Origin of the sequence: Rheinheimera muenzenbergensis (assembly GCF_036984005.1) — a bacterium.
GTDB classification, from domain to species: domain Bacteria; phylum Pseudomonadota; class Gammaproteobacteria; order Enterobacterales; family Alteromonadaceae; genus Alishewanella; species Alishewanella muenzenbergensis.
Genome location: NZ_JALAAR010000004.1, coordinates 118,699 through 144,255 on the forward strand (window position 1 = coordinate 118,699; position 25,557 = coordinate 144,255).

At 52.6% G+C, this 25,557-nt stretch carries 17 protein-coding genes; 2 read left to right on the plus strand and 15 right to left on the minus strand.

The window, feature by feature from the left end:
- Window positions 1-79: 79 nt before the first annotated feature.
- The 15 genes from MN202_RS06180 to MN202_RS06250 all read right to left on the minus strand — a co-directional run bounded on the left by MN202_RS06180 (window position 80) and on the right by MN202_RS06250 (window position 19,680).
- Window positions 80-2,842, minus strand: coding sequence for an FAD-binding and (Fe-S)-binding domain-containing protein (locus MN202_RS06180; protein WP_335735223.1), 2,763 nt, complete (start codon window positions 2,840-2,842; stop codon window positions 80-82).
- A gap of 254 nt (window positions 2,843-3,096) precedes the next feature.
- The gene (locus MN202_RS06185; protein ID WP_335735224.1) at window positions 3,097-4,716 is read right to left on the minus strand and encodes an NADP-dependent glyceraldehyde-3-phosphate dehydrogenase; all 1,620 of its coding nucleotides are present in this window, start codon (window positions 4,714-4,716) and stop codon (window positions 3,097-3,099) included.
- Window positions 4,717-5,061: 345 nt separating this feature from the next.
- On the minus strand, window positions 5,062-6,018 hold the full coding sequence (locus MN202_RS06190) for a sugar kinase (RefSeq protein ID WP_335735225.1): 957 nt from the start codon (window positions 6,016-6,018) through the stop codon (window positions 5,062-5,064).
- A 9-nt stretch (window positions 6,019-6,027) separates the two neighbouring features.
- Complete coding sequence (eda, locus tag MN202_RS06195; protein ID WP_335735226.1) at window positions 6,028-6,708, minus strand: bifunctional 4-hydroxy-2-oxoglutarate aldolase/2-dehydro-3-deoxy-phosphogluconate aldolase; 681 nt, start codon at window positions 6,706-6,708, stop codon at window positions 6,028-6,030.
- The gene (locus tag MN202_RS06200; RefSeq protein ID WP_335735227.1) at window positions 6,708-8,177 is read right to left on the minus strand and encodes a mannitol dehydrogenase family protein; all 1,470 of its coding nucleotides are present in this window, start codon (window positions 8,175-8,177) and stop codon (window positions 6,708-6,710) included. Before MN202_RS06200 ends, eda begins: the two co-directional genes overlap by 1 nt.
- Window positions 8,178-8,468: 291 nt before the next feature.
- Window positions 8,469-9,893 carry a glucuronate isomerase gene (uxaC, locus tag MN202_RS06205; RefSeq protein ID WP_335735228.1) on the minus strand — a complete coding sequence of 475 codons (1,425 nt, stop codon included), beginning with the start codon at window positions 9,891-9,893 and terminating at the stop codon, window positions 8,469-8,471.
- Between the two features lie 45 nt (window positions 9,894-9,938).
- Window positions 9,939-11,495: a UxaA family hydrolase gene (locus MN202_RS06210; protein ID WP_335735229.1), complete on the minus strand. Its 1,557-nt coding sequence runs from the start codon at window positions 11,493-11,495 to the stop codon at window positions 9,939-9,941.
- Between the two features lie 207 nt (window positions 11,496-11,702).
- Complete coding sequence (locus MN202_RS06215; RefSeq protein WP_335735230.1) at window positions 11,703-13,148, minus strand: glycoside hydrolase family 28 protein; 1,446 nt, start codon at window positions 13,146-13,148, stop codon at window positions 11,703-11,705.
- Between the two features lie 168 nt (window positions 13,149-13,316).
- Window positions 13,317-14,351: a LacI family DNA-binding transcriptional regulator gene (locus tag MN202_RS06220; protein WP_335735231.1), complete on the minus strand. Its 1,035-nt coding sequence runs from the start codon at window positions 14,349-14,351 to the stop codon at window positions 13,317-13,319.
- Window positions 14,352-14,361: 10 nt separating this feature from the next.
- Window positions 14,362-15,147, minus strand: a complete 786-nt coding sequence (locus MN202_RS06225; RefSeq protein ID WP_335735232.1) for an IclR family transcriptional regulator — start codon at window positions 15,145-15,147, stop codon at window positions 14,362-14,364.
- 26 nt (window positions 15,148-15,173) lie between these two features.
- The gene (locus tag MN202_RS06230) at window positions 15,174-16,469 is read right to left on the minus strand and encodes a TRAP transporter large permease (protein ID WP_335735233.1); all 1,296 of its coding nucleotides are present in this window, start codon (window positions 16,467-16,469) and stop codon (window positions 15,174-15,176) included.
- On the minus strand, window positions 16,469-16,969 hold the full coding sequence (locus MN202_RS06235; protein ID WP_335735234.1) for a TRAP transporter small permease: 501 nt from the start codon (window positions 16,967-16,969) through the stop codon (window positions 16,469-16,471). The genes MN202_RS06230 and MN202_RS06235 overlap by 1 nt, the downstream gene beginning before the upstream one ends.
- Entirely contained in the window at window positions 16,962-17,966 is a 1,005-nt protein-coding gene (locus MN202_RS06240) for a TRAP transporter substrate-binding protein (protein ID WP_335735235.1), read from the minus strand. The genes MN202_RS06235 and MN202_RS06240 overlap by 8 nt, the downstream gene beginning before the upstream one ends.
- A gap of 87 nt (window positions 17,967-18,053) precedes the next feature.
- Complete coding sequence (kduI, locus tag MN202_RS06245) at window positions 18,054-18,896, minus strand: 5-dehydro-4-deoxy-D-glucuronate isomerase (protein WP_335735236.1); 843 nt, start codon at window positions 18,894-18,896, stop codon at window positions 18,054-18,056.
- 25 nt (window positions 18,897-18,921) lie between these two features.
- Window positions 18,922-19,680 carry an SDR family oxidoreductase gene (locus tag MN202_RS06250; protein WP_335735237.1) on the minus strand — a complete coding sequence of 253 codons (759 nt, stop codon included), beginning with the start codon at window positions 19,678-19,680 and terminating at the stop codon, window positions 18,922-18,924.
- Window positions 19,681-20,052: 372 nt separating this feature from the next.
- On the opposite strand from MN202_RS06250, the gene MN202_RS06255 reads away from it, so the two are divergent.
- Complete coding sequence (locus tag MN202_RS06255) at window positions 20,053-22,818, plus strand: TonB-dependent receptor (protein ID WP_335735238.1); 2,766 nt, start codon at window positions 20,053-20,055, stop codon at window positions 22,816-22,818.
- 108 nt (window positions 22,819-22,926) lie between these two features.
- Entirely contained in the window at window positions 22,927-25,395 is a 2,469-nt protein-coding gene (locus MN202_RS06260) for a glycoside hydrolase family 88 protein (RefSeq protein WP_335735239.1), read from the plus strand.
- Window positions 25,396-25,557: the final 162 nt, after the last annotated feature.

Genomic DNA, 25,557 nt, shown 5'->3' on the forward strand with positions numbered 1-25,557 from the left:
TGTTTCAGCATCAACCAACTGCTAAGCATTTGCAAGCGAACTAATACCTGGCTGACGTATCATGCAGCTAAAAGACAGGTTACTTTGCCAGATGGTCCAGCAGATACACCAGATGCTGATACTCAATGCCGCTATGCTGCGATAAGCCGATCTCGCAGGTGCGGCTGGTCGACACCCCTTGTGAGCAAGTACTCACTTGCTGCTTTAACTCCGATAACGCAGAAGCATTCAGCTCTGGTAGTACAAAACCTTTATCGCCGGCAAAGCCGCAACAGCTAATGCCCTCTGGCACTACAATTTTACTGCTGCAGGCACTAAGCAAACGCTGTAGTTTATCGGCCTGCCCCAACTGGCTGGCACTGCAGGTAATATGCAGCGCTACCGGTTCATTAAGTGGCGTAATCCTGAGTTTGGGCAGCACCTTGTCATGCAAAAAATCGACACTGTCGACAATAGTCAACCGCGGGTCCAGCTTGCCGCGCAGCGTTAAACTGCAAGGGCTGGTATCAGAATACACGGCAATATCACCGTTATTGGTAACGTCAAGCAGCCATAGTTCCAGTTCGCGCTGCTTTTGTGCTGCTGCAGCAAACTGGCCTTTAGATTGAAACGGCATACCACAGCATTGGTTGCTTATACCGTCCGGCACGATCAGCTGATATCCGGCCTTTTGCAGTAAGCTGGCGCTTACCTGCTGCAAACTACGCGGATCTTTGCTGTTGGCTTGCGGCGCCATAACCCGGCCTGAGCATGACGCCAGATAAATCAGCGGCTTTAACGCCTGATCTGCAGCATACTGATTTACCACACTATGGCCATTTGCTGTCGGCATAGCCTTGTGCCAGCGCGGCACTACCCTGCCAACTACCCTGCCAACACGCAAACCCAACCGGCTGATTGCGGCAGCAACACTAAAGTGGCGTGCGATAAACGCCGCAGTTCTCTGCCATGGCCGGTTGTTCACAGCGCGCAGTTGCCGGGTCAAGTCACCGGTGTTAATGCCCACCGGGCAGGCCGTGCTGCACATGCCGCAGGCAGCACAGGTATCGGTGCCGGCATACTGGTAAGTTTGGCTAAGTTGCTTTAAGCGCTTGGCGTCTTCGTCTGACGTATGCGCTTTGCCTAACAAGGTTAAACGTGATATTTCGCGCTGCGCCACAATACGCTGGCGTGGCGTTAAGGTTAATTTGCGCGACGGGCAGACCGGCTCACAAAAACCGCATTCTATGCATTTATCAACCAGCGGATTTGTCGCCGGTAGAGGTTTTAAGTTTTGCAGATGTAACTGCGGATTATGGCTTAGCACCACCTCTGGGTTGAGGATGTTATTGGGATCCAGCAAACGTTTAATTTGCCACATTAACGCATACGCCTCGCTGCCCCACTCCAGCTCAACAAAGGGCGCCATATTTCGGCCGGTGCCATGCTCGGCTTTTAATGAGCCAGCAAACTCTACCGCCACCAGCTGCGCTACGTCCTGCATAAAGGCATCATAGCGGGCGACTTCTGCCGGCGCGTCAAAGCGCTGGGTAAAGACAAAATGCAGATTGCCTTCCAGCGCATGGCCAAAAATAATCGCCTCATCATAGTGATATTTATCAAACAGCTGCTGCAAGCGCGACACACCATCGGCCAATTGCTGCAGCGGAAAAGTGACATCTTCAATGATCACCGTAGTGCCGGTTTGCCGCACTGCGCCTACCGCCGGAAAAGTGCCTTTGCGTATCGCCCATAACTGGTTATACACCGTCGGATCAGTGCTGAATTCAACCTGTTGCTCCAGCGCAAATGTAGCCAGGCTGGCTACAATCTGCGTCAGTTGTTGCTGCAGCAGGCTGGCGGTTAATGCGCTGCTTTCTATCAGTAAGGCACAGGCCTGATCAGATAAACTCTTTACCCAAGCTGGCATGCCGGCTTTATGCTCAACCGAGCGCAGGCTGCGCCGATCCAATAGCTCCACCGCCGACACCGGTTGTTGTTTTAATACGGTAACGGCCCGGCAACAACTGTCGACGCTGGGAAACACCAACAAGCTACTGGCACGATGCGGATACTCCGGCACAGTGTTATAGGTTACCGCGCTGATAAAACCCAGGCAGCCTTCGGAGCCCACCATTAAATGGGTGAGAATATCTATCGGATCAGTAAATTCGGTTAACGCATTGAGCGAAAAACCGGTGGTGTTTTTTAAGCGGTATTTATGGCGGATTTTAGCGCTTAGCGCGCTATTGCCGCGGGTTTGTGCGCCCAGCTCTTCAAGCTCTGCCAACAACTGCGCGTGACTTTGCCGAAATGCCGCCACGCTTTGGCTATCTTCGGTATCCAGTACAGTGCCGTCGAACAACACCAGGCGCATCGCTGACAGCGTGTTAAAGCTGTTGTGCGCCGTGCCACAGCACATACCACTGGCATTATTCGCTACTATGCCGCCGATTTTGCAGCTGTTTATTGACGCCGGATCCGGGCCGATTTTGCGCGAAAAAGGGCTTAGCACTTTATTGGCAGCCGCACCTATTACACCCGGTTGCAGCCGGATTTGCTCCCCCAGGCCGCGCACTTCACGCTGCTGCCAGTTTTCGCCCAGTACCAAAAGTACCGAATCGGTAACTGCCTGGCCAGATAAACTGGTGCCGGCAGCCCGAAAGGTCACTGCCACCTGATATTCACTCGCCAGCTTTAACAGCGCTACCACTTCAGCTTCGCTTTCAACGCGCAATACCAACTTGGGCAGCAAGCGGTAAAAGCTGGCATCGGTGCCAAAAGCTAAAGTGTGCAGCGGATCGTCAAAATAGCGATCTGCCGCAATAAGCTGTTTAGCGGCGTGAATAAACTGCGCGTGCATGCAAACCTCTGGCTGGAAACACTGAAGTTAGATTAACCGATAATACGGTATTCAGCAGCAGCCTGCATAAATATTTTTCTAATCACGGCACATTAAAGTATAATTTATTCACGCCGTATTTTGTCGTACCCTACCAGAAACTCACTGCCTGGCTAAGGCAGCAACGCAAGCAGCGCTAACGCAGTGACGACGGCTTACATAATTTATATCAGGCCGTCGCAGTAGCTATTTTTGTTTTAAAGCATTAAACGGCATCAGAACAAAAAGTCCGTCGCCAGAAAGTGTGAGCTACGCATCTTGACCATCTGCTTAACAAAGTCGATATCATCTTGCTGATATTTCGCAGCCACTAAGGTCGGCGTGGAAAACTGCCGCAGCGCATCTACCACCGACAAGGTGCCTTCGGCCGAATCTTTGCGGCCGTTAAACGGAAAGCTGTCTGGCCCGCGCTGACACTGGCTGTTGATATTAATACGGCCAACCTGATTGGCGAAAATATCCACCAGCTCGCCAACCCGCTGCGCGTCCTGCCCAAAGATACTCAGCTGCTGGCCAAAGTTAGCATTAACTACATAGTCAATCACTTCGCTGATATCAGAGTAAGGTACTACCGGTACCAGCGGGCCGAATTGTTCTTCGTTATACAGCCGCATACTGCTGTTAACCGGATACAGCAGCGCCGGGGTAAACAAGGATGCAGTCGTTTGCCCACCGTCCGGATTTTGCAAAGCAGCGCCTTTATCCAACGCGTCTTTAAGCAGTTCAGCTAAAAACTGCGTTTTACCCGGCTCCGGCAGCGGCGTAATTGCCACGCCTTGCTCCCACGGCATACCGGCTTTTAACGCACTGATAGCACTGGCGAGTTTATCTACCAATTCGGCGGCCCGGCTGTAGTGCACAAACAGAATTTTCAAGGCAGTACAACGCTGACCGTTAAACGACAAACTGCCGGCGACACATTCCTTCACTGTGCGCTGCATATCAGCATCAGGCAGAATAATAGCCGGGTTTTTCGCATCCAGCCCCAGCACAGCGCGCAGCCGGTGCGGCTTAGGGTGCATCCGCTTTAGATCACTGGCACCTTTGTTGGTGCCGATAAAGGCGAACAAGTCGATTTTACCGCTCTCCATCAGCACACCAACAGTTTCGCGGCCACGGCCGTAAATAATGTTGATCACCCCAGGCGGAAAGCTTTGCAAAAATGCCTGCAACAGCGGCTGAATAAGCAGAACGCCGTATTTAGCCGGTTTAAAAATCACGGTGTTACCCATGATCAACGCCGGTATCAGCGTGGTAAAGGTTTCATTGAGCGGATAGTTAAAGGGCCCCATACACAGCGCCACCCCCACCGGCACACGGCGGATTTTGCCCAGGCTGCCCTGCTCGATGATAAAATGGCTGGCGTCTCTGTCCTGCTGTTTTAATGCTTCAATGGTGTCGCGGATATAGTCGCAGGTGCGGTCAAATTCTTTTGCCGCATCGGGGTAGGTTTTGCCTATTTCCCACATCAGCAGGCGGATCACTTCATCGCGCTGCAACTGCATTAAACCCAGAAACTTCTCTACATGTTGGATACGCTCCAGCACCGCCATGGTTGGCCAGGCGCCACGGCCTAAATCATAGGCGTTTACTGCACTGTCCAGCGCTTTTAGCGCGGTGTCGGCATCCAGTAACGGCGTATGCCCCAGCACGACTTGCTGTAGCTCATCATTGGGTGCGCTACGTAAATACACCGGGCTAACAACCGGGCTTAGATCCCCAGGCCACTGCACCAACTCGCCATTTACTAAATACTCGCGCTGGGTTATTTCGCCCTTGTGGGCAAACTGTGGCGGTATATCAGCGGCTTGCGGAAAAACTGTTGCTAAACTCATGCCTTGCTCCTTCTAACAAAATTGACTTGGTTGTTAGTCAGGGTCAGATGCGACGCTTGCCCGGCTTAAGCCGGATCTTGTTATTTATTTCTGCATTTTTGTGCCGTTAACTGTTTCCGGTTGCAACACCCGACGTGCTCGCCACAGCAACTCGCTCGCTTTCGCTCACTCAGACACTCTGTGGCTGTGCGCTTCGGGGTTCCAACCTGCTACGTTAGTGATGCCGGAATAAACTAAGCAGACCGTCTCCCGCAAGGATGCGGGAGAGGAGCCCCCAGGGATGGGTTTACGGCGTGTCTGCGTGTTTTATTGCGGCGTCACCAACCACCAATACCGGCCCAATCATCACTTCACAAACACAGAAGGCCGGTTCTGCGCCCAAAAGCCGTTAAAGTGTTCCTTGCTGACAATAGCGCCGGTGTGTTCTACGACAAAACCAGCCAGGCGGGCAGCGAACTTCACCGCATGCTGCGGTGCTATACCACCCAAGCGCGCTGCCAGATAACCGCCGTTAAACGAATCGCCGGCGGCGGTGGTATCTACCACCTTCTTCACCGGATGCGCCAGCGCGGTAAACGCTTGCTGCTGATAACGGCCGTTAATACCGTTTTTACCATCTTTGACAATAATTTCGCTTACACCCAGCTCGGTCAGCTGTGCCACTACATCGTTAGTGGTTTGCGCTTCAAACAGCACACGATGATCGTCCAGCCCCGGCAGCGCGACATCAGCCAAGCTATAGGCCTGAATAAAAGCGGCTTTGGCCGCTTCAGCATGCGGCCACAGCGCCGGGCGGTAATTCGGGTCGAACACTATCTGGCTGCCGTCAGCTTTTAGCTGCTTAACCAGCCCGAACAACTGTTCCCGGTCGCTATCAGACAAAATCGCCAGCGTAATACCTGAAAAATAAAACATATCGCAGCCTTTAATGGCGTCGTAACTAAGCTGAGCATTAAAACACTGCAGTACCTGTTTTGCCGCCGAGCTGTCGCGCCAGTACACAAAGCTACGCTCGCCAAAAGCATCGGTATTAATCATATACAGGCCAGGCCGGGCAGTTTTGGTGCGCAGCATCAGGCTGGTATCTATTTTTTCCCGCTCGACTGCCCGCACCAGTTTGTCACTGATCAGATCGGTACCGACGGCGGTAAAAAACTGCACATCAACCGGGTTTTCACAGGTGCGCTTTAAATACACTGCGGTGTTAAAAACGTCACCGGCAAAATTCTGGTGATAGACATTGTCGACCAGCTGATACAGCTCGACCATGCACTCTCCCATAATGACAATACGTTTGCTCATGCCCTCTCCTTAAGCTGCGGTTTTAATTTGCCTGGCTATGGCGGTTGCCGCAGCAGCTAATGCCGTAATTTGGCTCCACTGCTGGGTTTGCACCATACTAGCCGGTGTCAGCCAGGAACCGCCAGCGACAAATACGTTCGGCAAGGCTAAAAATTCAGCCAGATTATGCTGGCCAATACCGCCGGTGGGGCAAAATTTCATCTGTTGAAATACACCGCTCAGTGCTTTAAGCATCTCAATGCCGCCGGATAAATGCGCCGGGAAAAACTTCACTTCACGCAAACCATATTCCTGCGCCATGGCAATTTCCGACGGCGTCGCCACACCGGGTACAAATGGCAAGCCGCTGGCCAGCATCGCCTCTAACAGCTTTGCTGTGCTGGCCGGGCTAACCAGAAACTGGGCGCCGGCCGCTTTACAGGCGTTAGCATCGGTGGCTGATAACACGGTACCGGCACCAACCAATAAGTCGGGCAAGGCGGTACGAATAGCGGTAATGGCAGCAAGCGCCTGGCGGGTGCGCAGCACTACTTCAACCGAGCCAACACCGCCATCGGCCAGCGCTTTGGCAATGGCGACAGCTTCATGTGGCGTGTCGGCCTGAATTATCGGCAACAACGCCGGCCCCTTGATTACTGAAGACAGCGTTGACGACGGCTCAGACGACAACAGCGGAGGTAAAGACGACATTAAATAACTCCTGCATAGGCCGCCAGCGCAGCGGCGGGCCGGGTAACAAGTTGCTGATACGCAGTATGCACTGCACTAAAAAAGGCTTTGTTTAAACTAAGCTGGGGTGGGAATACGGCGTCAACGGCCAAAAACAGCGCCACGTCGGTATCGGCATTGCCGCTGCACTGCGCGGCTACGGCCAGTAATTGCTCAGCAAGCGGGTCGATCAGTTTTTCATTCTCGCTATACCGCTTAACAATAAAACGGCACCAGGCGGCGATGGCAAAGGCTAGTTTATCAATAGCTTGACCGGCGGCTAAGTTGTCGCTAATGGCGGGCAGTATGCGCATTGGCAGCTTTTGTGAACCATCCCAGGCAATTTGCGCCAGCAGATGGCGGATAGCCGGGTTACGAAAGCGCGCCAATATATCGTTGCTGTATTGCCTGACATCGAGCTCAGCCGGTGGCGTAAAGGATGGCATGATCTCATCGTTTATCATTTGCTGAATAAATTGCGTTAACACCTTATCCTGCATGGCATCGCATACGGTCTCATAACCAAGCAAACAACCGACATAAGCCAGGGTGGAATGCGGCGCATTAAGTAAACGTAATTTGGCTTTTTCAAACGCCGTAACGTCCTGGGCATAAATCACCCCGGCCTGCTGCCAGGCCGGCCTATCGGCCGGTAAAATATCTTCAATTACCCACTGCACAAAGGCTTCGCGCTTAATCGGCCAGTTATCCTGCACGCCCAACACCCCGGCAACCTGGGCTTTAATGGCATCGTCGGTGGCCGGCGTAATGCTGTCGACCATAGTGCAAGGGCTTAGCAGCTGCTGGCTTAGCCAGTTGGCAATAACCGGGTCTTTTTGCTCCGCAAAGGCAATAAGCGCATTACGCAGTTTATGGCCATTGTCAGTTAAGTTGTCGCAGCTAATCAGACAAAACGGCGCTATATTGGCCTGATAGCGCGCGGCCAGCGCCGTAAACAGCAAGCCAATAGCGGTAACGGGCTGGCTGCTACCGGTTAAATCCAGCAGGATCTGGCTGTGCTGTAAATCCAGCTTACCGCTGCTATTTAAGCAGTAGCCTTTTTCGGTAATAGTCAGGGTGACATATTTGGTGCTGGCGGCGGTTAAGCGCGCTAACACCTGGCTGTACTGTTCGCTGGCAATCAGCACTTCCTGCACCGAGCCGATCACCTGATAGCTTTGCACGGCATCCAGCACGGCCAGCGTATAGAGGCCATCTTGTGGCGTTAACGCCTGGCTGACATCGGGCGAGCGCATGGACACGGCGCTAATGGCCCAGTCACCGCCAAATTGCAGTGCCTGTTCGGTATACCAGGCCTGATGGCCGCGGAAAAACGCGCCAGGGCCTAAATGTACTATGCCGATTTGCGGCTTTTGCTCTGCCAGCCGGTAAGCCGGAATTGGCAACTTGCCGTTTAGGCTTGCCAGCGTCTGATTGTTTAGTTGTGTCATCTGTATCCTTGCCTTACCCGCCCTATCTGGACGCAGTCAGGTTTTGGCTTTGCGGTCAGACAGCACATAAAGACTCGTTCCTATGCGGCTTCACTCAGAAACAGCACACAAAGACGCCGTAGACCCTTCCCTGTTGACTGACAAACTGCCTCGTGCAGTTTGCCCTTCGGGTGGCTACGCCATTCAAATTCGTTCCCGACGAATTTGTCTCTGCCGCATCCATGCGGCAGACGCTTTGTTTAGCTGTTACTGAGCTTCGCAGTTAAGTCCGTGTGTTGCCCACAAAGCAATTTACTTTAATTGATACGCTTTCTTTACCAGGCCGTAAGTCAGCTCGTAGGCTAATTCGCCGGCCTCTTCTTCGCTTAAGCGGTGCTCGGCCACCAAGCCTGCCAAAAAGCGACAGTCGATGCGCCGCGCTACATCGTGCCGCGCCGGTATAGATAAAAACGCCCGGGTATCGTCGTTAAAGCCCACAGTGTTATAAAAACCAGCGGTTTCGGTTACCTGATGGCGAAAGCGCAGCATGCCTTCCGGGCTGTCGTGAAACCACCAGGCCGGGCCGAGTTTTAACGCCGGATAATGGCCGGCTAATGGTGCCAGTTCGCGGGCATAGGTGGTTTCGTCCAGCGTAAACAAAATAATGTTCAGGCTGGCCTCGTTGCCGTATTTCTGCAGCAGCGGTTTTAGTGCCTGCACGTATTCGGTCGGGCTTGGAATATCCGCGCCTTTATCGGCACCAAAGCGCTCGAATATCACCTTGTTGTGGTTACGGTGCGCGCCGGGGTGAATTTGCATGGTCATGCCATCTTCCAGGCTCATGCCGGCCATTTCGGTCAGCATCTGGCCGCGGAACAGCTCGGTCTCAGTTGGTGTGGCTTTACCGCTTAAGCAGCGCTGAAACAGCGCAGCGGCATCTTTCATTGGCAAATCGGCCGTTATTGCCGTCGGGTGGCCGTGATCAGTCGCAGTAGCGCCATGTTCGCGAAACACTTTACGGCGTTTGCGTAGCGCGGCCAGGTAGCCTTGCCAGCTTTTCGTGTCTTCGCCGGTAATTTCGCTCAGTTTTGCTACGTTAGCAGCAAAATCAGCGCGGTCAGCATCTACCACATCGTCGGGGCGGAAAGTGGTGATAACGCGGCGTTCAAAGCCGCTGCCCTTTAGTTTGGCATGGTGTTTTAAATCGTTTAACGCGCCTTCAGTGGTGGCAATCAGCTCGATATTAAAACGCTCAAGCAGCGCGCGCGGCTTAAACTCTGGCTTAGCCAATTGGGCGTTAATGCTGTCGTAATAATGATCGGCGGTGTCTTCACACAGGGTTTCGGTTAAACCGAATACATCGTGAAATACCGTATCCAGCCAGATGCGCGACGGTGTACCGCGAAACAGGTAATAGTGTTTGGCAAAAATATGAAAGATTTTGCGGTAATCACTTTCTACCACGGCGCCGTCTTTACGGCGGATGCCAAGCTGTTCCAGCGCAATACCCTGGCTGTACAACATGCGAAATACGTAATGATCCGGCAGCAGCAATAAGGCAGTGGCATTATCCCAGTTGGCGTCTTCGGCAAACCAGCGTGGATCGGTATGGCCGTGCGGACTGACAATCGGCAAGTCTTTAATTTGCAGATATAAACGCCGGGCGATATCGCGCACCACAGGATCTGACGGAAATAACCGGTCCGGGTGCAGTTCTAAGCGACGACTCTGTGCCATATTCAAGTCCTGTTCTAAAAAGTGTTTAATATTCAATATGTTTTATTAAAGCGTGACGCCGTTTTTCCAGATGGCAATTTCACGGTTATCCGACACTTCGTTGCGCGTGGCTTTGCCGGAGGCGACATCAATCAGATAACGGAAAAAGTCATGGCTAAACTGCTCAGCGTCCTGGCCTTGTTGCAGCAGACCGCCGGCGTCAAAATCAATCCACTGTGGCTTACGGGCGGCCAGCGATGAATTCGATGATATTTTTACCGTCGGTGCCGGAAAGCCCAGCGGCGTGCCACGGCCAGTGGTAAACAGCAGCAAGGTCGCACCGGCAGCGGTTAAGGCAGTGGATGACACTGCATCATTACCCGGCCCTTCCAGCAGCGTTAAGCCACTCTGGCTGGCCAGATCGCCGTAGCGGATCACCTGGTTTACTATCGCCGAGCCGCCTTTTTGAATGGCGCCCAGCGATTTTTCTTCCAGTGTGGTTAAGCCGCCGTCTTTATTGCCCGGACTGGGGTTTTCATATACCGGTTGTTTGTTGTCGATAAAATACTGCTTAAAGTCATTCACCAGGCTGACGATATCGCTAAACACCTGCTCGTTTTTCGCCCGTGCCATAAATACCTGCTCTGCACCGAACATTTCCGGCGTTTCGGTCAGCACCACTTTGCCGTTGCCGGCAGCGACTAAATCGGCAATACGACCGACCAGCGGGTTAGCGGTTAAGCCACTTAAACCATCCGAGCCACCGCATTTCATGCCCATAACTAAATCTGACACCGGGCACAGCGTGCGTTTATCGCTGCGCATCTGTGCGACTAACTCATCTACCGCTGCCAGGCCCTGCTCTATCTCATCTTCTACCTGCTGGGCATTAAAAGAGCGGATGCGGCGTAGATCAACGCCCGGGCTGGCGGCTAATAACTTGCTTAGCTGATTGTTCTCACAGCCTAAGCCCATGACCAAAACGCCACCGGCATTGGGGTGCTGAATAAGGCCAGCCAGTAAGCGGCGGGTATGATCTAAATCATCACCCAGCTGCGAGCAGCCAAACGGGTGGGTAAAGGCATAAATACCTTCGATATCATCGCCATAGCGCTTGCGGGCCTGCTCGGCCACCCGCATCGCGGCGCGGTTAACACAGCCTACGGTGTTGATGATCCACAGCTCATTACGGGTACCGACTTTGCCGTTAGCACGGCGATAGCCCATAAATTCTGCAGGTAAACCGGAGGGAAATTGCAGTGGCTGCGCCTGACAGCCATCATAGCGATAATCAATCTGGCCGCTGAGTTTGGTGGCCAGATTATGCGAGTGAATATGCTCGCCGGCTTTGATATCAGCCGTTGCCGCACCAATGGCAAAGCCATATTTAATAACACTTTCGCCTTTGGCGATGTTGGTCAGCGCGACTTTATGCCCCGCCGGTATGGCCTGCTGTGCAGTGAGCTGGGCGAACGGCGCGGGCAAGGCGGCACCCTGCGCTAGCGGCTGCAGTGCCACCACTACGTTGTCACGCGGGTGCACCTGCAACACCTGCAGCTGCTCGCCGATATCTGCCGGTGTAGCCAGTTTGGTACTGCAACCGGGTTTTTGCTCTGTGCTCATATTCAGCCTTCCTGCCCCTTGTCTAGCGGTGGCAAACTGGGTTTAAAAAAATACAGTCCACTAATATGGTTTGCTCGAACCGACTTGCCCACACCAACACGCCGTAAATACATCCCTGTAGGCTCGATTCAGGCATCCATGCCTTCAACGGTTGGTTTAGGGCAAGTCGATTCTCCCTATAAAGTACCGCGATACCTCACGTAGCATCTATAACTGCAATATCTCACCATTTAAGGTTAGATCGACCGCATCAATCTGCGCCACATTCTCCAGCACCCCCAGGCTGCCGGTTTGGTTAAACTGCAGATGATGCAAACTTACACCACTGATTGGCGCCCGTTCGAAACCACGCAGCAAAAACGCCCGCTGTGCTTTTTGCACGCGTAAGTTACTGATATGCAGATTTTTTACCTGCGGCAAGTAGTTACCGGCATCACCTTCTTCGTAGAAGAAATTAATCACAATAGCGTCTTTAACTTCGCCGATATCGATATCGCGGATAGAGATATTTTCAATTAAACCGCCGCGTACTGAATTGGTTTTAATACGAATACCACGCTCTAAGTCGGGGCTGCTCATACGGCAGCGGCGGGCAAAAATATTGCGCGCACCGCCGGAGATTTCACTGCCCAGCACCACTCCGCCGTGGCCAGCACGCATAATGCAATCCTGGATCACCACATTTTGCACCGGGGTAGCCAAACGGCGGCCATCGTTATTACGGCCGGATTTCAGCGCAATACAATCATCACCGGTATCAAACAGGCAGTTTTCAATTAATACCCGGTTGCTGGACTCCGGATTACAGCCATCAGAATTTGGTCCGTGGCTAACGCAGTTTACGCCGCGCACTATCACATCTTCAGACAGCACAGGGTTAACCAGCCAAAACGGCGAGTTACGAATGGTTACACCTTCTATCAATACCCGCTTGCAGCGATACGGCTGAATAAACGGCGGCCGTAAATAATTTTCAGCAAACACACGCTCGCGAACCGGTACCCCGGCTTCGGCCATCTCAAACAGCGGATTACGGGTATTACTCTGATCGGTTTTGGCGTCTAACGGCCACGGCGTATGTTTCCATTTACCTTTCCACGGCCACCAGTGCGCATTGCTGCCATTGCCTTCCAAAATGCCTTCGCCAGTCACGGCGATATTTTCCTGCTCAAAGGCGTAAATCAGCGGCGAATAGCCCATTAGCTCAACACCTTCCCAGCGGGTGTGCACCGCCGGTAAATAACGCTCTGGTTCAGGGTAAAACGATAACAGCGCATCTTTTTGCAAGTGCAGGTTAACGTTAGATTTTAACTGCACCGGCCCGGTGTTAAAGCGCCCCGCCGGCACGACGACACGGCCACCGCCGGCAGCGGCACAGGCGGCAATAGCGGCGTTAATGGCTGCGCTGCTATCAAAATCTGCCAGCGCTTTGGCGCCAAACTCCGTAATAACAAAATCACGCTGTGCAAACCTGGTAAGGGCGATACCGGCAATAATGTCGTCAGCCTGCTGCCACAGCACAGCATCAGCGGCATCGCTGGCCGGGGTAGTGAGTGCCGCGACCGACGAGCAACCATTTAATGACCATAAAGATAAGCCCATTGTGGCCAGGCTTAAGGTTTTTAAATGTTGTCGCTTTTGTCTGTCTGTCATCGGCTACCTCTGGTGAAGCTAAGCTGGCATGTTCAGCCGGCTTCCGTTAGCAATTGTTACTATAATAACCAATTTGCCACCGGTGGCAAGCAATTCGACATTTTTTTTGCCAACGGTGGCACAAAAGTTTTACCAGTGGAATTTATTTATCTGTATCAGGCCTGCAACCTAATCGCTACTGTCTGGTGCTCTGGCGGTAGACTCACGTACTACCAGGGTTGGCGCAACTTTCGCACCAACATTACCAGCGGCCTTTTCATTGTTTTCAATCGACATTATCAGCTTACTGGTAGCCAACAGCGCCATTTGCCGTACCGGCCTTTTGATCGTAGTCAGCGCTGGGATCACCCTGGAGGCCAGCATATTGTCGTCGAAGCCGGCTACCGATAATTGCTCCGGCACTTTGATCCCCAGACTATGGGCGACTTTAAGTACCCCGGCGGCCATCTGGTCATTGTTGGCAAAAATAGCCGTTGGTTTATTTTCAATTTGCAGCAGTTGGCGGGCGCACTCAATACCGGTTTCGTAGGTGTTGTTACCTTCGATAATCCACTCTGGTCGCAATTTAATGCCATAAGCGGATAAGCCAAGCTGAAAGCCTTCCATCCGCTCGGTAGAGGATTTATAGCGCTGCGGCCCACTGATAAAAGCAATATGCTGATGGCCTAGCTGGGCAAAATAGCGCGCCATCTCAGCTGCTGCTGCGCGATCGTCCGACACTACTATATGTTTAGCTTCATCCAGCGCTACTGAACTTAACCGCACATAAGCACTGCCAGAGTCTTTTAGCGCCTGTGCCAGAGTTTCCGATTCCGACACCGGCGGTAATACAATAACGCCATCTAACTTGGAGCGCTGCATAAAGCGCAGGCAGTCATTTACCAGAGTTTCACTGCGGTAACGGCACGGATGCACGACCAGTTCGTATCCTAGGTTTGAGCAGACTTCCAGCACGCCGCGCTGTACGTCATCCAGATAGAGTGCATCGGGATTGTCGTAAATTAAGCCGAGCAAATAAGAGCGGCTGGACGCCAAGCCACGCGCCTGGGTATTGGGCGAATATTTTAACTCGCTGATCACTTTTTCTACCCGGGTGCGTGTGGTATCGCCAACACTGAGCGAGCCATTGATCACCCGCGATACCGTGCGTTTGGACACACCGGCTATGCGGGCGACATCGTTTATCGTGGCTTGTTTTTGCATAAGTCTCATCTTATTGACCACGCGCGCTGTTAGCGACCAGTTGCGGCCGGTAGGTGCTAAGCGCAATATCTATTGCCGTTTGTTTTACACTGGCAATCAGATCGGTTTGCACTTTTTTGGCAAACAATTGCAGCGGGCCGGTAATGCCAACGGCGGCGACCACGCAACCCTGCGCATTCCGTACCGGCACCGCCAGACAACGCACGTCATCATGGTATTCCATTTCGTCGCTAGCATAACCGCGAGCCAGTATCCGCTGCAACTCTGTTGTTAACTCATTTGGTTGCAACAGACTGCGTGCTGTACGTCGTTTAAACAAACCGGCATCGCTGAGCTGTTGTAACTGATCAAAATGCAAAAATGCCAAAAAGACCTTGCCGGCAGCCGAGCAATTAAAGTCGGCCAGGGTGCCGGGCCGCGCGGCCAACCGCAGCGGATTCGGGCTGTCACATACCTCTACCAGTAAGGCGCCTGCGCTGTGTGGCAAGGCCAGATGCGCAGTTAACCCAGTGCTCAGCGCCAGCTGCTGCAGCATCGGCAAAGCCTGTTGCTGTAAACGCTGCGAGCTAAGCAAATTTAAGCCCATTTTAAACAGCTGGGCCCCCACCAGATAACGTTTGCCGTGTTTTTCCAGCACCTGCTGCTGGCATAGCGTTTGTAGTATGCGAAAGGCCGTGGTGCGCGGTACCGCCAGGCGCTGCTCCAGCTCAGTTAAACTCAGGCCCTGATCGGACTCTGTCACCAGTGACAAAATGCGACATGCATTAGCCAGATTCGGTATCACGTAGCTTACCATAGCATTGCTCCTGAGCTGATAAACCGTTAAAAACCAAACTGCGCCGGTAGCCATTCACTGATCGCCGGCACATAAGTTACCAGCATCAGCACGACAAACATCGCCAGATACAGCGGCATTAATGGCCGGATAATGGCTTCCAGTTTAGTTTTGGCTATCGCGCAACTGACAAACAGCACACTGCCCACCGGCGGTGATACCAGACCGATGGATAAATTCAGCACCATCATAATGCCGAAATGCAGCGGGCTCATGCCCAGCTCTACCGCTACCGGCAAGAAAATCGGCGTAAAAATCAGCACCGCTGGCGTCATATCCATAAAGGCACCAACCAACAGCAAGATCAGGTTAATCATCAGCAGAATTAGCAGCGGGTTATCACTCAGTGCCAGCATAGCGGCGCTGATGCTTTGTGGAATTTGCTCGTAAGATAAAATCCACGACATCGCGGACGATGTTGCGATTAATGCCATAACGATGGCGGTAGTTTCTGCCGACTTCATTAAAATGGCCGGCAATTCGCTGGTTTTAACCTCACGGTAACAGCCGACCGCCAAAATCAGCGAATACACCACCGCAATGGCGCCTGCTTCAGTAGCAGTGAAGACGCCGCTGACAATACCGCCAATGACCAGAAAAATCATAAACAGGCTGGGTAAGGCGGCTGCCACTTTTTGTACTACCAGCTTTAAAGGTAGACGCGCACCTACCGGATAGCCTTTAAGTTTGGCATAACCGGCACACACCAGCATCAGCGCGGCACCCAATAAAATACCCGGTAAATAGCCGGCAATAAACAGTGCTGCTATCGACACCCCGCCGCTGGCAATTGCATAGACAATTAAAATATTGCTTGGCGGGATCAGCATGCCGGTAGTGGCCGCCGCTGCGGTAACAGCGGCACTGTAATTGACATCGTAGCCCTGCTTTTTCATCTCTGGCAGCATAAAGCTGCCAATTGCCGAGGTGGCCGCCACGGCCGAGCCGGAGATAGCACCGAAAAACATGCAGGACACCACATTAACCAGCGCCAAACCGCCTGGCAGCATGCCCACCAACGCCATCGCACATTCAATTAAGCGTTTAGCAATACCGCCACGGCCCATAATAAGCCCGGACAACACAAAAAACGGAATCGCCAGCAGCGCAAAGCTGTTAATACCGCCGGCCATGCGCTGCGCCATAGTGGTCACTGCCGGCATAAAGTCGACACTTAGCAGCATGGTGGCCAACGTGGCTAAACCGATACAAAATGAAATAGGTACGTTTAGCAGCAATAAAACAAAAAACACCAGCAGTAAAACCAGAATAGCCATTTCCATCAGTGCATCCCCTTAACCGGCTGCAGCGGCTTTTTTATCAGCATAAAATACAGCTGGCATACGCCATAAAAGGCAATCAGCAGCCCGGATAACGGCAGCGCTATATAGATATACGCCATCTTAATATTCAGCGCCGCCGACATCTGGTTTAGCTCCCAGGTCAGCGCCACCAGGTTACCGCCGCCTACCACCATCACGGCGAAAGCAAAAATTACCACTGCTGCTGTCAGCACCATGGCCAGTTGCCGCTGCACCGGCGGGCTGAATTTTTGTGTCACTATGTCCAGCCCCAGATGCACGCCGGTGCGGTAGGCAAAGGCTGCGCCCACCATACCAATCCAGATTAATAAGCTGCGCGATAGCTCCTCCGTAATTGAACTGGGTGCATTTAGTACAAAACGTGACACCACCTGCCAGCACACCACCAGCACTATGGCGGCCATTAATGCCGCCAGAAACCACTTCAGGACGCAGTCGACCCAATGCAAAAGCTTAGTCATGGTGTTGCTCCATCTGGCTGCCAATATCGGCAATTTGCTGCAATAAAGGCCCGATATCGGTTTGCTTAAGGCTCTGATGAAATGGCGCTACGGCATCACGAAACGGCTGTTTATCCGGATAAATTACCTTAACACCCGCTGCTTTTACTGCGGCTAACGCATCATCCGACACCTGCTGCCAGGCCGCGCGCTGAAACGCAATCGAATCATTGGCGGCCTGCTGCAACCATTGTTGCTGCTGTGGTGTCAGGCTGTGCCATACCGGCAGGCTCATAATCAGCACATCCGGCACCGCAGTGTGCTCATCCAGGGTGTAATATTGGCTTAGCTCATAATGGCGCGACAGGTAAAAACTCGGCGGGTTGTTTTCAGCACCATCTACTACGCCTTGCTGCAGGGCAGTGTACAGCTCGCCCCAGTCGACCGGCGTGGCAGCCCCGCCCAGTTCCTCTACCATCCGCACCGCGGTCTGGCTGGCCAGCACGCGGAATTTTTTGCCTCGCAAATCGGCCGGACTATGAATTTCAGTATTGGTAGAGTAAAAACTGCGGCTGCCGGCATCGTAATAACCCAAACCATGCAGCCTGGCGGTGTCTAGCCCTTGCAGTAATTGCCGCCCGGTGGAGCTGTTTAACACCTGCCATAAATGCGCATTGTCGTTAAAAATATAGGGCACACTAAATACGCGCATTTGCGGTACAAAGCTTTCTACCGAACTGGCCGATACCTTGGTCATAGCCAGGCTGCCAATTTGCAGCAACTCGACTAACTCGCGTTCATTGCCAAGCTGGCCGCCGCTGTAAATCTCGATTTGCATGCTGCCGTTGGAATAATGCTGCAGCCGCTCTGCCATCAGCACCATGGCTTTGTGTACCACATGTTGCTGATCCAGCGCATGTGCCAGCCGTAACGTGGTAACGTCCTGCTGTGGCTTACAGCCAGTCAACAGCAGCAAACCAAACAGCAGACCGCATGTCTGCCGGGTTATATTTTTCATCACTCGTCCTACCCTGTTGCTAAAGTGGCATATCTAACTGCATGCCTTACTCAGAACCTGCTGCCACTGGCAGCCTGACAGCAGATGCTATTTCATCGCACTGGCCGGAAATTTATCCATATCGTGATAGTCCAGATTTTCGCCGGCCATACCCCAGATAAAAGCGTAATTGCTGGTGCCACAGCCACTGTGAATAGACCAGGCAGGTGATACTACCGCCTGCTCATTGGCAACCCAGATATGCCGGGTTTGCTGCGGCTGGCCCATAAAATGACAGACGCGCTGATCGTCAGCCAGGTTAAAATAGAAGTACGCTTCCATCCGCCGATCATGCTGATGCGCCGGCATGGTATTCCATACACTGCCCGGCTTTAGCACCGTTAAGCCCATTTGTAACTGACATGTCTCAACCACGTCGTTAATCATTAACTGGTGAATAGCGCGCTCATTCGAGGTTGCCTGCGCGCCCATTTGCAGCACAGTACAGTTGTCCATTGTCAGATGTTTAGTCGGATAACTGTGGTGTGCCGGTGCCGAATTTAAATAAAACTTCGCCGGTGCGCTGCTATCCAGGCTGTGAAAGCTCACCTCGCGCGCGCCCATCCCCACATACAGCGCTTCGGTATTTTTCAGCTCATAAGCCGTACCATCAACCGTTACTGTGCCAGTGCCACCAACGTTAATAATCCCCAGCTCACGCCGTTGTAAAAAAAACTGCGCCTTCAGTGGTTCTGGCGCTGCCAGCTTAACCGGCCCCTTTACCGGCACCGCACTGCCAACAATCACCCGCTCATAGTGGGTGTAACACAGCACCAGCTTGTCGGCCTGCATCAGGTTGTCGACCAGAAAATGCTGGCGTAACTCATCGGTGTCGTAGTGCTTAACGTCGTCCGGATGCGTCGGATAACGGCTGTCAAATAAAACTGTCATAAATAACCTCTGTGAATAAATCGGTTTAACGCGCCAGCCAGCCACCATCAACCGCCAGTACGTGGCCGTTGACATAGTCACTGGCTTTGGACGCCAAAAATACCGCTGCGCCGGCTAAATCTTCCGGCTCGCCCCAGCGTCCGGCCGGAATACGCGCGGTAATAGCCGCATTGCGGGCCATATCAGCCTGCAGTGCGGCGGTGTTGTCTGTACTAAAATAACCCGGTGCTATCGCATTAACCTGAATATTGTGCTGCGCCCATTCGTTGGCCAGCGCTTTGGTCACGCCAGCGATAGCATGCTTGCTGGCGGTATAAGCCGGCACAGTAATACCGCCACTGTAAGACAGCATGGAGGCAATATTGATAATTTTGCCGTGTTGGCGGTCAATCATCTCAGCCCCCAGGCGCTGGCTTAGCAAAAAAGCCGCATCTAAATTAACTGCGATCACCTTATGCCATTCGCTCATCGGAAACTGATGCGCTGGCGCACGAAATATGGTGCCGCCGCAATTAACTAATATATGCACCGGCCCTTGTGCCAGCGCTTCTGCTGCCAATTGCTCTACAGCCGCCTCGTTAGTTAAATCGGCGGCCAAGGCCCGGGCCTGGCCACCAGCTTGTTGAATCGCAGCCACAGTGCTGGCGCTGCCATTTGCCGTGGAACTGGCACACAGTACAGTCGCACCGGCATCCGCTAACGCCAGGGCAATGGCCCGGCCTAAACCACGACTGGCACCGGTAACTAAAGCGGTCTGTCCGGCCAGTGAAAATAAGCTTGTCATAGGGCTCTCCTGTTAGCTCTTTTAGCGTGCTGCCGCGCTAGAATTGTTCAAATATGGAACAATCCGAAAAATAAAACCAAGCAACAAACCTTTAAAATTAGTAACTTAGAAAAAAGCGGCACTATTCAGTTACAAATTGCACCGATTTAAACTCTATCAATAATTGACAGATTTTAGTTGATGGTGTTAGCTTTTTGCCATCGGTGGCACAAAATTGCAAGTTTTTTTTGCCACCGGTAGACAAAGCATATAAGCTGAATACAAAACAAGCAAATCGACAGGGAGCAGACACACTTTGCTCCGACAAAATACTTAAAGCCGGGCATGACTCCGGCTACGACAACAAGTCAATTCAGGACGAGGTGAACACAGATGGCTTATCGCAACACGCAATTTCGCCCGACTAAACTGGTACGGGCGCTTACACTGGCCGGTTTAGCAACTATTCTTGGCACAGCACCGGCACTGCAAGCACAGCAGGCAGAGCCACAAACAACGGCGCAAGTGCAGGAAGAAGAGATCGAAGTGATCACCGTTACCGGTGGCTTTCGCGGCAGTTTAGCCAGCGCCCTGAACCAAAAACGCTTTGAAACCGGCTCTACCGATACCATTAAAGCCGAAGATATTGCCGATTTCCCCGATCTTAACTTAGCCGAATCTTTACAGCGCATTCCGGGTGTGGCAATCAGCCGTGCTGCCGGTGAAGGCCGACAAATTTCGGTACGCGGCCTGGGTCCGGATTTTACCCGGGTTCGCATTAACGGTATGGAAGCCCAGTCTACCAGCGGCGGCACTGATGCCATTGGCGGTGCCAACCGCGGCCGGGGTTTCGACTTTAACACCTTTTCATCGGATTTATTCAGTGAGCTAACAGTGCGCAAAACGGCGTCGGCCAACGTGGAAGAAGGCTCACTCGGTGCCACGGTAGACCTGCGCACCGCGCGCCCGTTTGACTATGACGGCTTCACTTTTGCAGCCAATATGCAGGCCGGTTACAACGATTTATCTGAAGAAGTGGATCCGAAAGCTTCGTTTTTAGTCAGCAATATCTTTGCCGACGGCAAATTTGGTGCACTGTTTTCCCTGGCGATGTCTGAGCGCAATGTAAAAGATGAAGGCGCCAGCACAGTGCGCTGGGACAACGTAAACGACTTTGGCAGCTACCGTGGCGATGCTGATGCCCCCGAGTTGGCTGCCATTAATGATGGTTTCCGGCCGCGTTTACCGCGCTACGACTCTTACACTCACAATGTAAAACGCACCGGTGCCGCTGCCGCTTTTGAATTCCGCCCCAGTATGGAAACCCGTTTTAATCTGGATATTCTGTACTCAAAAGATGACTCTAGCCGCAATGAAATTTTTACCCAGGGTATCCTCAATGGTAACAGCCAGGCCGGCCGGATGAACGTGTTGGACTACGAGGTGGATGGCAGCAATACCGTTACTTACGCCTCGTTTGAGAACGCTACGGTACGTAACGAAAACCGTTACGACGAACTGGGTACTGAGTTTTTACAATTTAGTTTAAGTGGCCAGCATCAGCTGAGTGACAACCTGAAAATTGATGGCATGATTGGCCGCGCCAAGTCTGAGTTTGATAACCCAATTCAAACCACAGTCGTGATGGAAAAAACCGGTGTCGATTTTAGCTACGACTACCGCGGTGCCAAACGCCAGGCTCCGGAGCTGGTATTTGGTGCCGGCGTGTTCGATCCTAACGGCTGGAGCACCAACAGTGTACGCCTACGTCCGCTCGGCGCAGAAAACACCTTTGATAACGCCGCGCTGAATCTGGAATATGTACTTAACGAAAACCTGACCTTACGCAGCGGCCTGCACTACAAAGCCTTTGAATTTGAAACTTACGAGGCTCGGCGCTCCAGCGAAAATAATGCCGGCATAGTAATGACACCGGATCTAATCATGAGCTACAACTCCGGTTTAGGCTCACAAGGCGCCTGGCTGGTGCCGGATCTGGCTGCCATCGATGCTGCCTATGATATTTACAGTAACAGCGGTGTTTTTGCGGTCAGCGCCGACAACCGTCGGGTAGATAACTACACCGCCGAAGAAAAAACCCTGGGTGCCTATCTGCAACTGGCATTTGAAACCGAATTTGGCGATACCACTGTTCGCGGTGACATTGGTGGCCGCTATGTTAAAACCGAACAATCGTCCACTGCCTGGGCGACGCTGGGTGGCAGCAATGAACAAATTACTGCCAAGCATGACTACAAGGAATTCCTGCCGTCTTTAAATCTGGTATTTGAACCGCTGGACGATGTGATTATCCGCTTTGGTTATGCCGAAGTAATGGCCCGTGCCGGCCTGGGCAGTATCCGGCCAAATGTGTCGGTATCGGTATCCGGTGGCGCCCGCAGCGTCAGCGGTGGCAACCCGACATTAGAGCCGACCAAAGCAAAAACCTATGATCTGGGTTTAGAGCTGTACTTTGACAATGAGTCATTGCTGGGTGTAGCGGTGTTCCGTAAAGATATTGACAGTTATGTCCAGGGGTTGCGTGAAACCAAACTGTTTACCGAAACCGGCCTGCCGGTGCAGGCGGCGATTGATGCCTGTAATGCCGGCCCGGGTTATGGCCCGGATTGTAACGAAAACATCGAGTGGCAAACCAATACGCCACTTAATGCACCAGGTGGCAACCTGTATGGCTTTGAAGTGCAATACCAGATGCCGTTTACCTTCCTGCCTGAGGGCTGGGATCGCTTTGGCTTTATCGGTAACTACACCTACGTTAAAGCGCAGATGGACTACATCAATGCCGACGGTCGCATCCTGGCCACCCGTGACTTACAGGGCTTATCTGAATCAACCCGCAGTGCTACGCTGTATTACGAAGACGATAAGTTCAGTGCGCGCATATCGCTGGCTGACCGCTCAGACTACCTGACCAACGCTATCGGCCGCAATAACAACGATATGGAAGGCACTAACGCCACCCGTAATATTGATGCTTCAGTGTCATATCAGTTAACTGAAAAATGGAAACTCAGTTTTGAAGCGCTGAACCTGACTGACGAAGTGGATGATCAATGGGTAGATTCCAGCGGCAACCGCTTAACCTACTACCATGCCACCGGCCGCCAGTACTATTTGGGCGCCCAGTATAAGTTCTAAACCAGACACCGCCATGTTTAGCCATGGCGGCTTTATTTTTGCTAAACCCTGAGCCACGGAAGGCCGGTTTTTTAGCAGGGACGTACCAATTGTAATAACAGGTATTTTATGGCCCGCATTCTTTTTGGCAAAACCTTGTTAAGCCTCAGCATCGCCGCTGTTGTCAGCGCCTGCTCACCACAACCTGCTGTTAAAACACCCGCTGCAGCCGACAACACAAACCAGATTGCCAACCTCAGTGTCAGCAATCCATCCAACTTCGCGCGACACCAGCAAACATTGCTGTTGCCCTTTAGCGATCTTGGTGTCAGCGCAGAGCAGGCACAGGCTTTAGTGGCGCTTGCCGGCGACACGGCTGTCGCATCACAACTGATAGACCATAGCGGCGATGGCACTAAAGATACCCTGTTATTACAGTTTGAATTAACCGCCGCTGAGCACAAGCCACTGCGTATTGTTAACGATAGGGCGCGCTTTAACGATCAGCAGTTGCCTAAGCGCACCCAGGCTGAAATTTCACATAAGGTCGGCGGCCAATGGCAAGACGCTAAGTATATCGGCGGCCAGTTTCAAAACGTCACTGAGCTGACCCCACCGCCGCAATATACCGATCATTCGGAATGGATCCGCTACGAAGGCCCGGGCATAGAGTCCGATAAAGTCGGCTACCGTATTTACCTCGATTGGCGCAACGGCTTTGACGTCTTTGGCAATAAAACCGGCGCGCCGGTGCTGCAGCAGGTCGGGCTGGATGGTTATAAGTCATACCATGCAATGGCCGACTGGGGCATGGATTTGCTAAAAGTTGGCAAATCACTCGGGGCTGGCGGCTTTGGCTATTGGGACGGTGACAAAGTCCAGCTGGTATCCAGCGTCAGTGGCCATAGTGCTAAAGTCATTGAAAACGGCGCCTTGTATTCAGCGCTGCAAATTCAATACAAAGACTGGCAAATTGCCGGCAAAACCACCCAATTAACGGCTAACTTGTCGATGACCGCCGGTAGCCGGCTGGTACATACCCGGCTGTCACTGAGCGAGCCGCTGGACAATATTGCCATTGGCCTGGTTAAGCTGCCTAATACCACATTGCTCCAGGGCAAACAGGATATTCCGGGCCATAGTTGGACTTACCTGGCAACCTGGGGCGAGCAAACCCTGACCGGTGGCAACGACAAGCTGGGTATGGCGATTTTATTTAAACACAGTGCAAAAAAAACCATTACCAGTGATGATAACAGCCACGTCGCCGTGCTGACGCCATCAGGTAGTGCACTGGAGTATTACTTTTTGTCAGCCTGGGACGGCGAACCGGGTGGCATTCAAACTGAAGCCGAGTTTGTCGCTTATCTGCAGCAGACGGTGGAACAACTTACACTGACACCCAGGTTAAGGTTAAAAACTACCTTGTCTGAACAGCAAAAAGCCCAACCGCTGACAGCCGAAGTGGCTCTGGATTGGAGTGAGCGTTTAGCCGCCAGCGAAATGAGCCGGCAAACGCCGTTTTATGCCTACGGTGGCTGGGATTATGAGCGCCAGCGGCCCAGCAAGTGGGAATATACCACCGGCCTGCAGCTGCAAGCCTATGATGATTTGCTCAAGCTGCGGCCCAATCCAAAGTGGCAGCAGGTGCTGAGCGAGGTTATCGATTCGTTTATTACCGCAGATGGCGATATCCGCACCTACAAGCTGAGCAACTACAATATCGACAGTTTAAACAGCGGCAATATGCTGCTGCGCGAATACCAGCGCAACCCCAAACCGCAATACAAACAGGCGTTGGATCTGCTGCGTAAACAGTTAACCGAACACCCACGCACTGCAGAGGGTGCATTCTGGCATAAAAAAATCTACCCGCATCAACTGTGGTTAGATGGCGTCTATATGGGCATGCCCTTTTTGGCCAATTACACCAAAACGTTTGAGCAAGGCCATGCTTTTGACGAGGTGGTAAAGGAATTCAGCATCAGCCGGGCGAAACTGCGTGACCCTAACACTGGCTTGTATTACCACGCCTGGGATGAAGCCCGTGCGCAAGCCTGGGCCGATAAGGACACAGGTCTGGCAAGTCAGTTCTGGGGCCGCGGCTTAGGCTGGCTGGCGATGGCGCTGGTGGATGTGCTGGAGATTATTCCTGAGCAGCAAACCGAATTGCGTCAGCCACTGCTGGATATGAGCGCTGAACTGGCCGACGCCCTGGTGAAGGTGCAAGATCATGACACCGGCACCTGGTATCAGATTTTGGATAAGCCCCAGGCAGCGGGTAACTATTTAGAGTCGTCAGCCAGCAGTATGTTTACTTACTTCTTTGCCAAGGGGGTAAACAACGGCTATCTGCCGCCGCGTTACAAAGCGACTGCTATCAAAGCGTATCAGGGGCTGGTAGATGAATTTATTCTGTTGCATCCGGATAACAGCGTAAGCCTGGTTAATACTTGCCAGGTAGCCGGCTTAGGCTTTGGCCGCGATGGCAGCTATGAATACTACATGAGCGAGCCGGTGTTTCGTAACGACGCCAAAGCTAACGGGCCTTTTATTATGGCAGGGGTGCAAATAGCGAAATTGCTTGCTACCAACTAAGTTTTCTTCCTGCGTTTAGCCGGTTTTGATGCTTCGGCACGAACCGGCTTGCCCACGCTAACACGCCGTGAACCCATCCCTGGGGGCTCGACTCAGGCATCCATGCCTTCAACGGTTAGCTTAGAGCAAGTCGATTCTCGCTATGCCGCTCGGCAATCTCGT

Excerpts from the sequence above, each read along its gene's own strand:
- MN202_RS06180 (WP_335735223.1), bottom strand. The coding sequence starts at position 2,842 with ATGCACGCGCAGTTTATTCACGCCGCTAAACAGCTTATTGCGGCAGAT.
- MN202_RS06185 (WP_335735224.1), bottom strand. The coding sequence starts at position 4,716 with ATGAGTTTAGCAACAGTTTTTCCGCAAGCCGCTGATATACCGCCACAG.
- MN202_RS06190 (WP_335735225.1), bottom strand. The coding sequence starts at position 6,018 with ATGAGCAAACGTATTGTCATTATGGGAGAGTGCATGGTCGAGCTGTAT.
- eda (WP_335735226.1), bottom strand. The coding sequence starts at position 6,708 with ATGTCGTCTTTACCTCCGCTGTTGTCGTCTGAGCCGTCGTCAACGCTG.
- MN202_RS06200 (WP_335735227.1), bottom strand. The coding sequence starts at position 8,177 with ATGACACAACTAAACAATCAGACGCTGGCAAGCCTAAACGGCAAGTTG.
- uxaC (WP_335735228.1), bottom strand. The coding sequence starts at position 9,893 with ATGGCACAGAGTCGTCGCTTAGAACTGCACCCGGACCGGTTATTTCCG.
- MN202_RS06210 (WP_335735229.1), bottom strand. The coding sequence starts at position 11,495 with ATGAGCACAGAGCAAAAACCCGGTTGCAGTACCAAACTGGCTACACCG.
- MN202_RS06215 (WP_335735230.1), bottom strand. The coding sequence starts at position 13,148 with ATGACAGACAGACAAAAGCGACAACATTTAAAAACCTTAAGCCTGGCC.
- MN202_RS06220 (WP_335735231.1), bottom strand. The coding sequence starts at position 14,351 with ATGCAAAAACAAGCCACGATAAACGATGTCGCCCGCATAGCCGGTGTG.
- MN202_RS06225 (WP_335735232.1), bottom strand. The coding sequence starts at position 15,147 with ATGGTAAGCTACGTGATACCGAATCTGGCTAATGCATGTCGCATTTTG.
- MN202_RS06230 (WP_335735233.1), bottom strand. The coding sequence starts at position 16,469 with ATGGAAATGGCTATTCTGGTTTTACTGCTGGTGTTTTTTGTTTTATTG.
- MN202_RS06235 (WP_335735234.1), bottom strand. The coding sequence starts at position 16,969 with ATGACTAAGCTTTTGCATTGGGTCGACTGCGTCCTGAAGTGGTTTCTG.
- MN202_RS06240 (WP_335735235.1), bottom strand. The coding sequence starts at position 17,966 with ATGAAAAATATAACCCGGCAGACATGCGGTCTGCTGTTTGGTTTGCTG.
- kduI (WP_335735236.1), bottom strand. The coding sequence starts at position 18,896 with ATGACAGTTTTATTTGACAGCCGTTATCCGACGCATCCGGACGACGTT.
- MN202_RS06250 (WP_335735237.1), bottom strand. The coding sequence starts at position 19,680 with ATGACAAGCTTATTTTCACTGGCCGGACAGACCGCTTTAGTTACCGGT.
- MN202_RS06255 (WP_335735238.1), top strand. The coding sequence starts at position 20,053 with ATGGCTTATCGCAACACGCAATTTCGCCCGACTAAACTGGTACGGGCG.
- MN202_RS06260 (WP_335735239.1), top strand. The coding sequence starts at position 22,927 with ATGGCCCGCATTCTTTTTGGCAAAACCTTGTTAAGCCTCAGCATCGCC.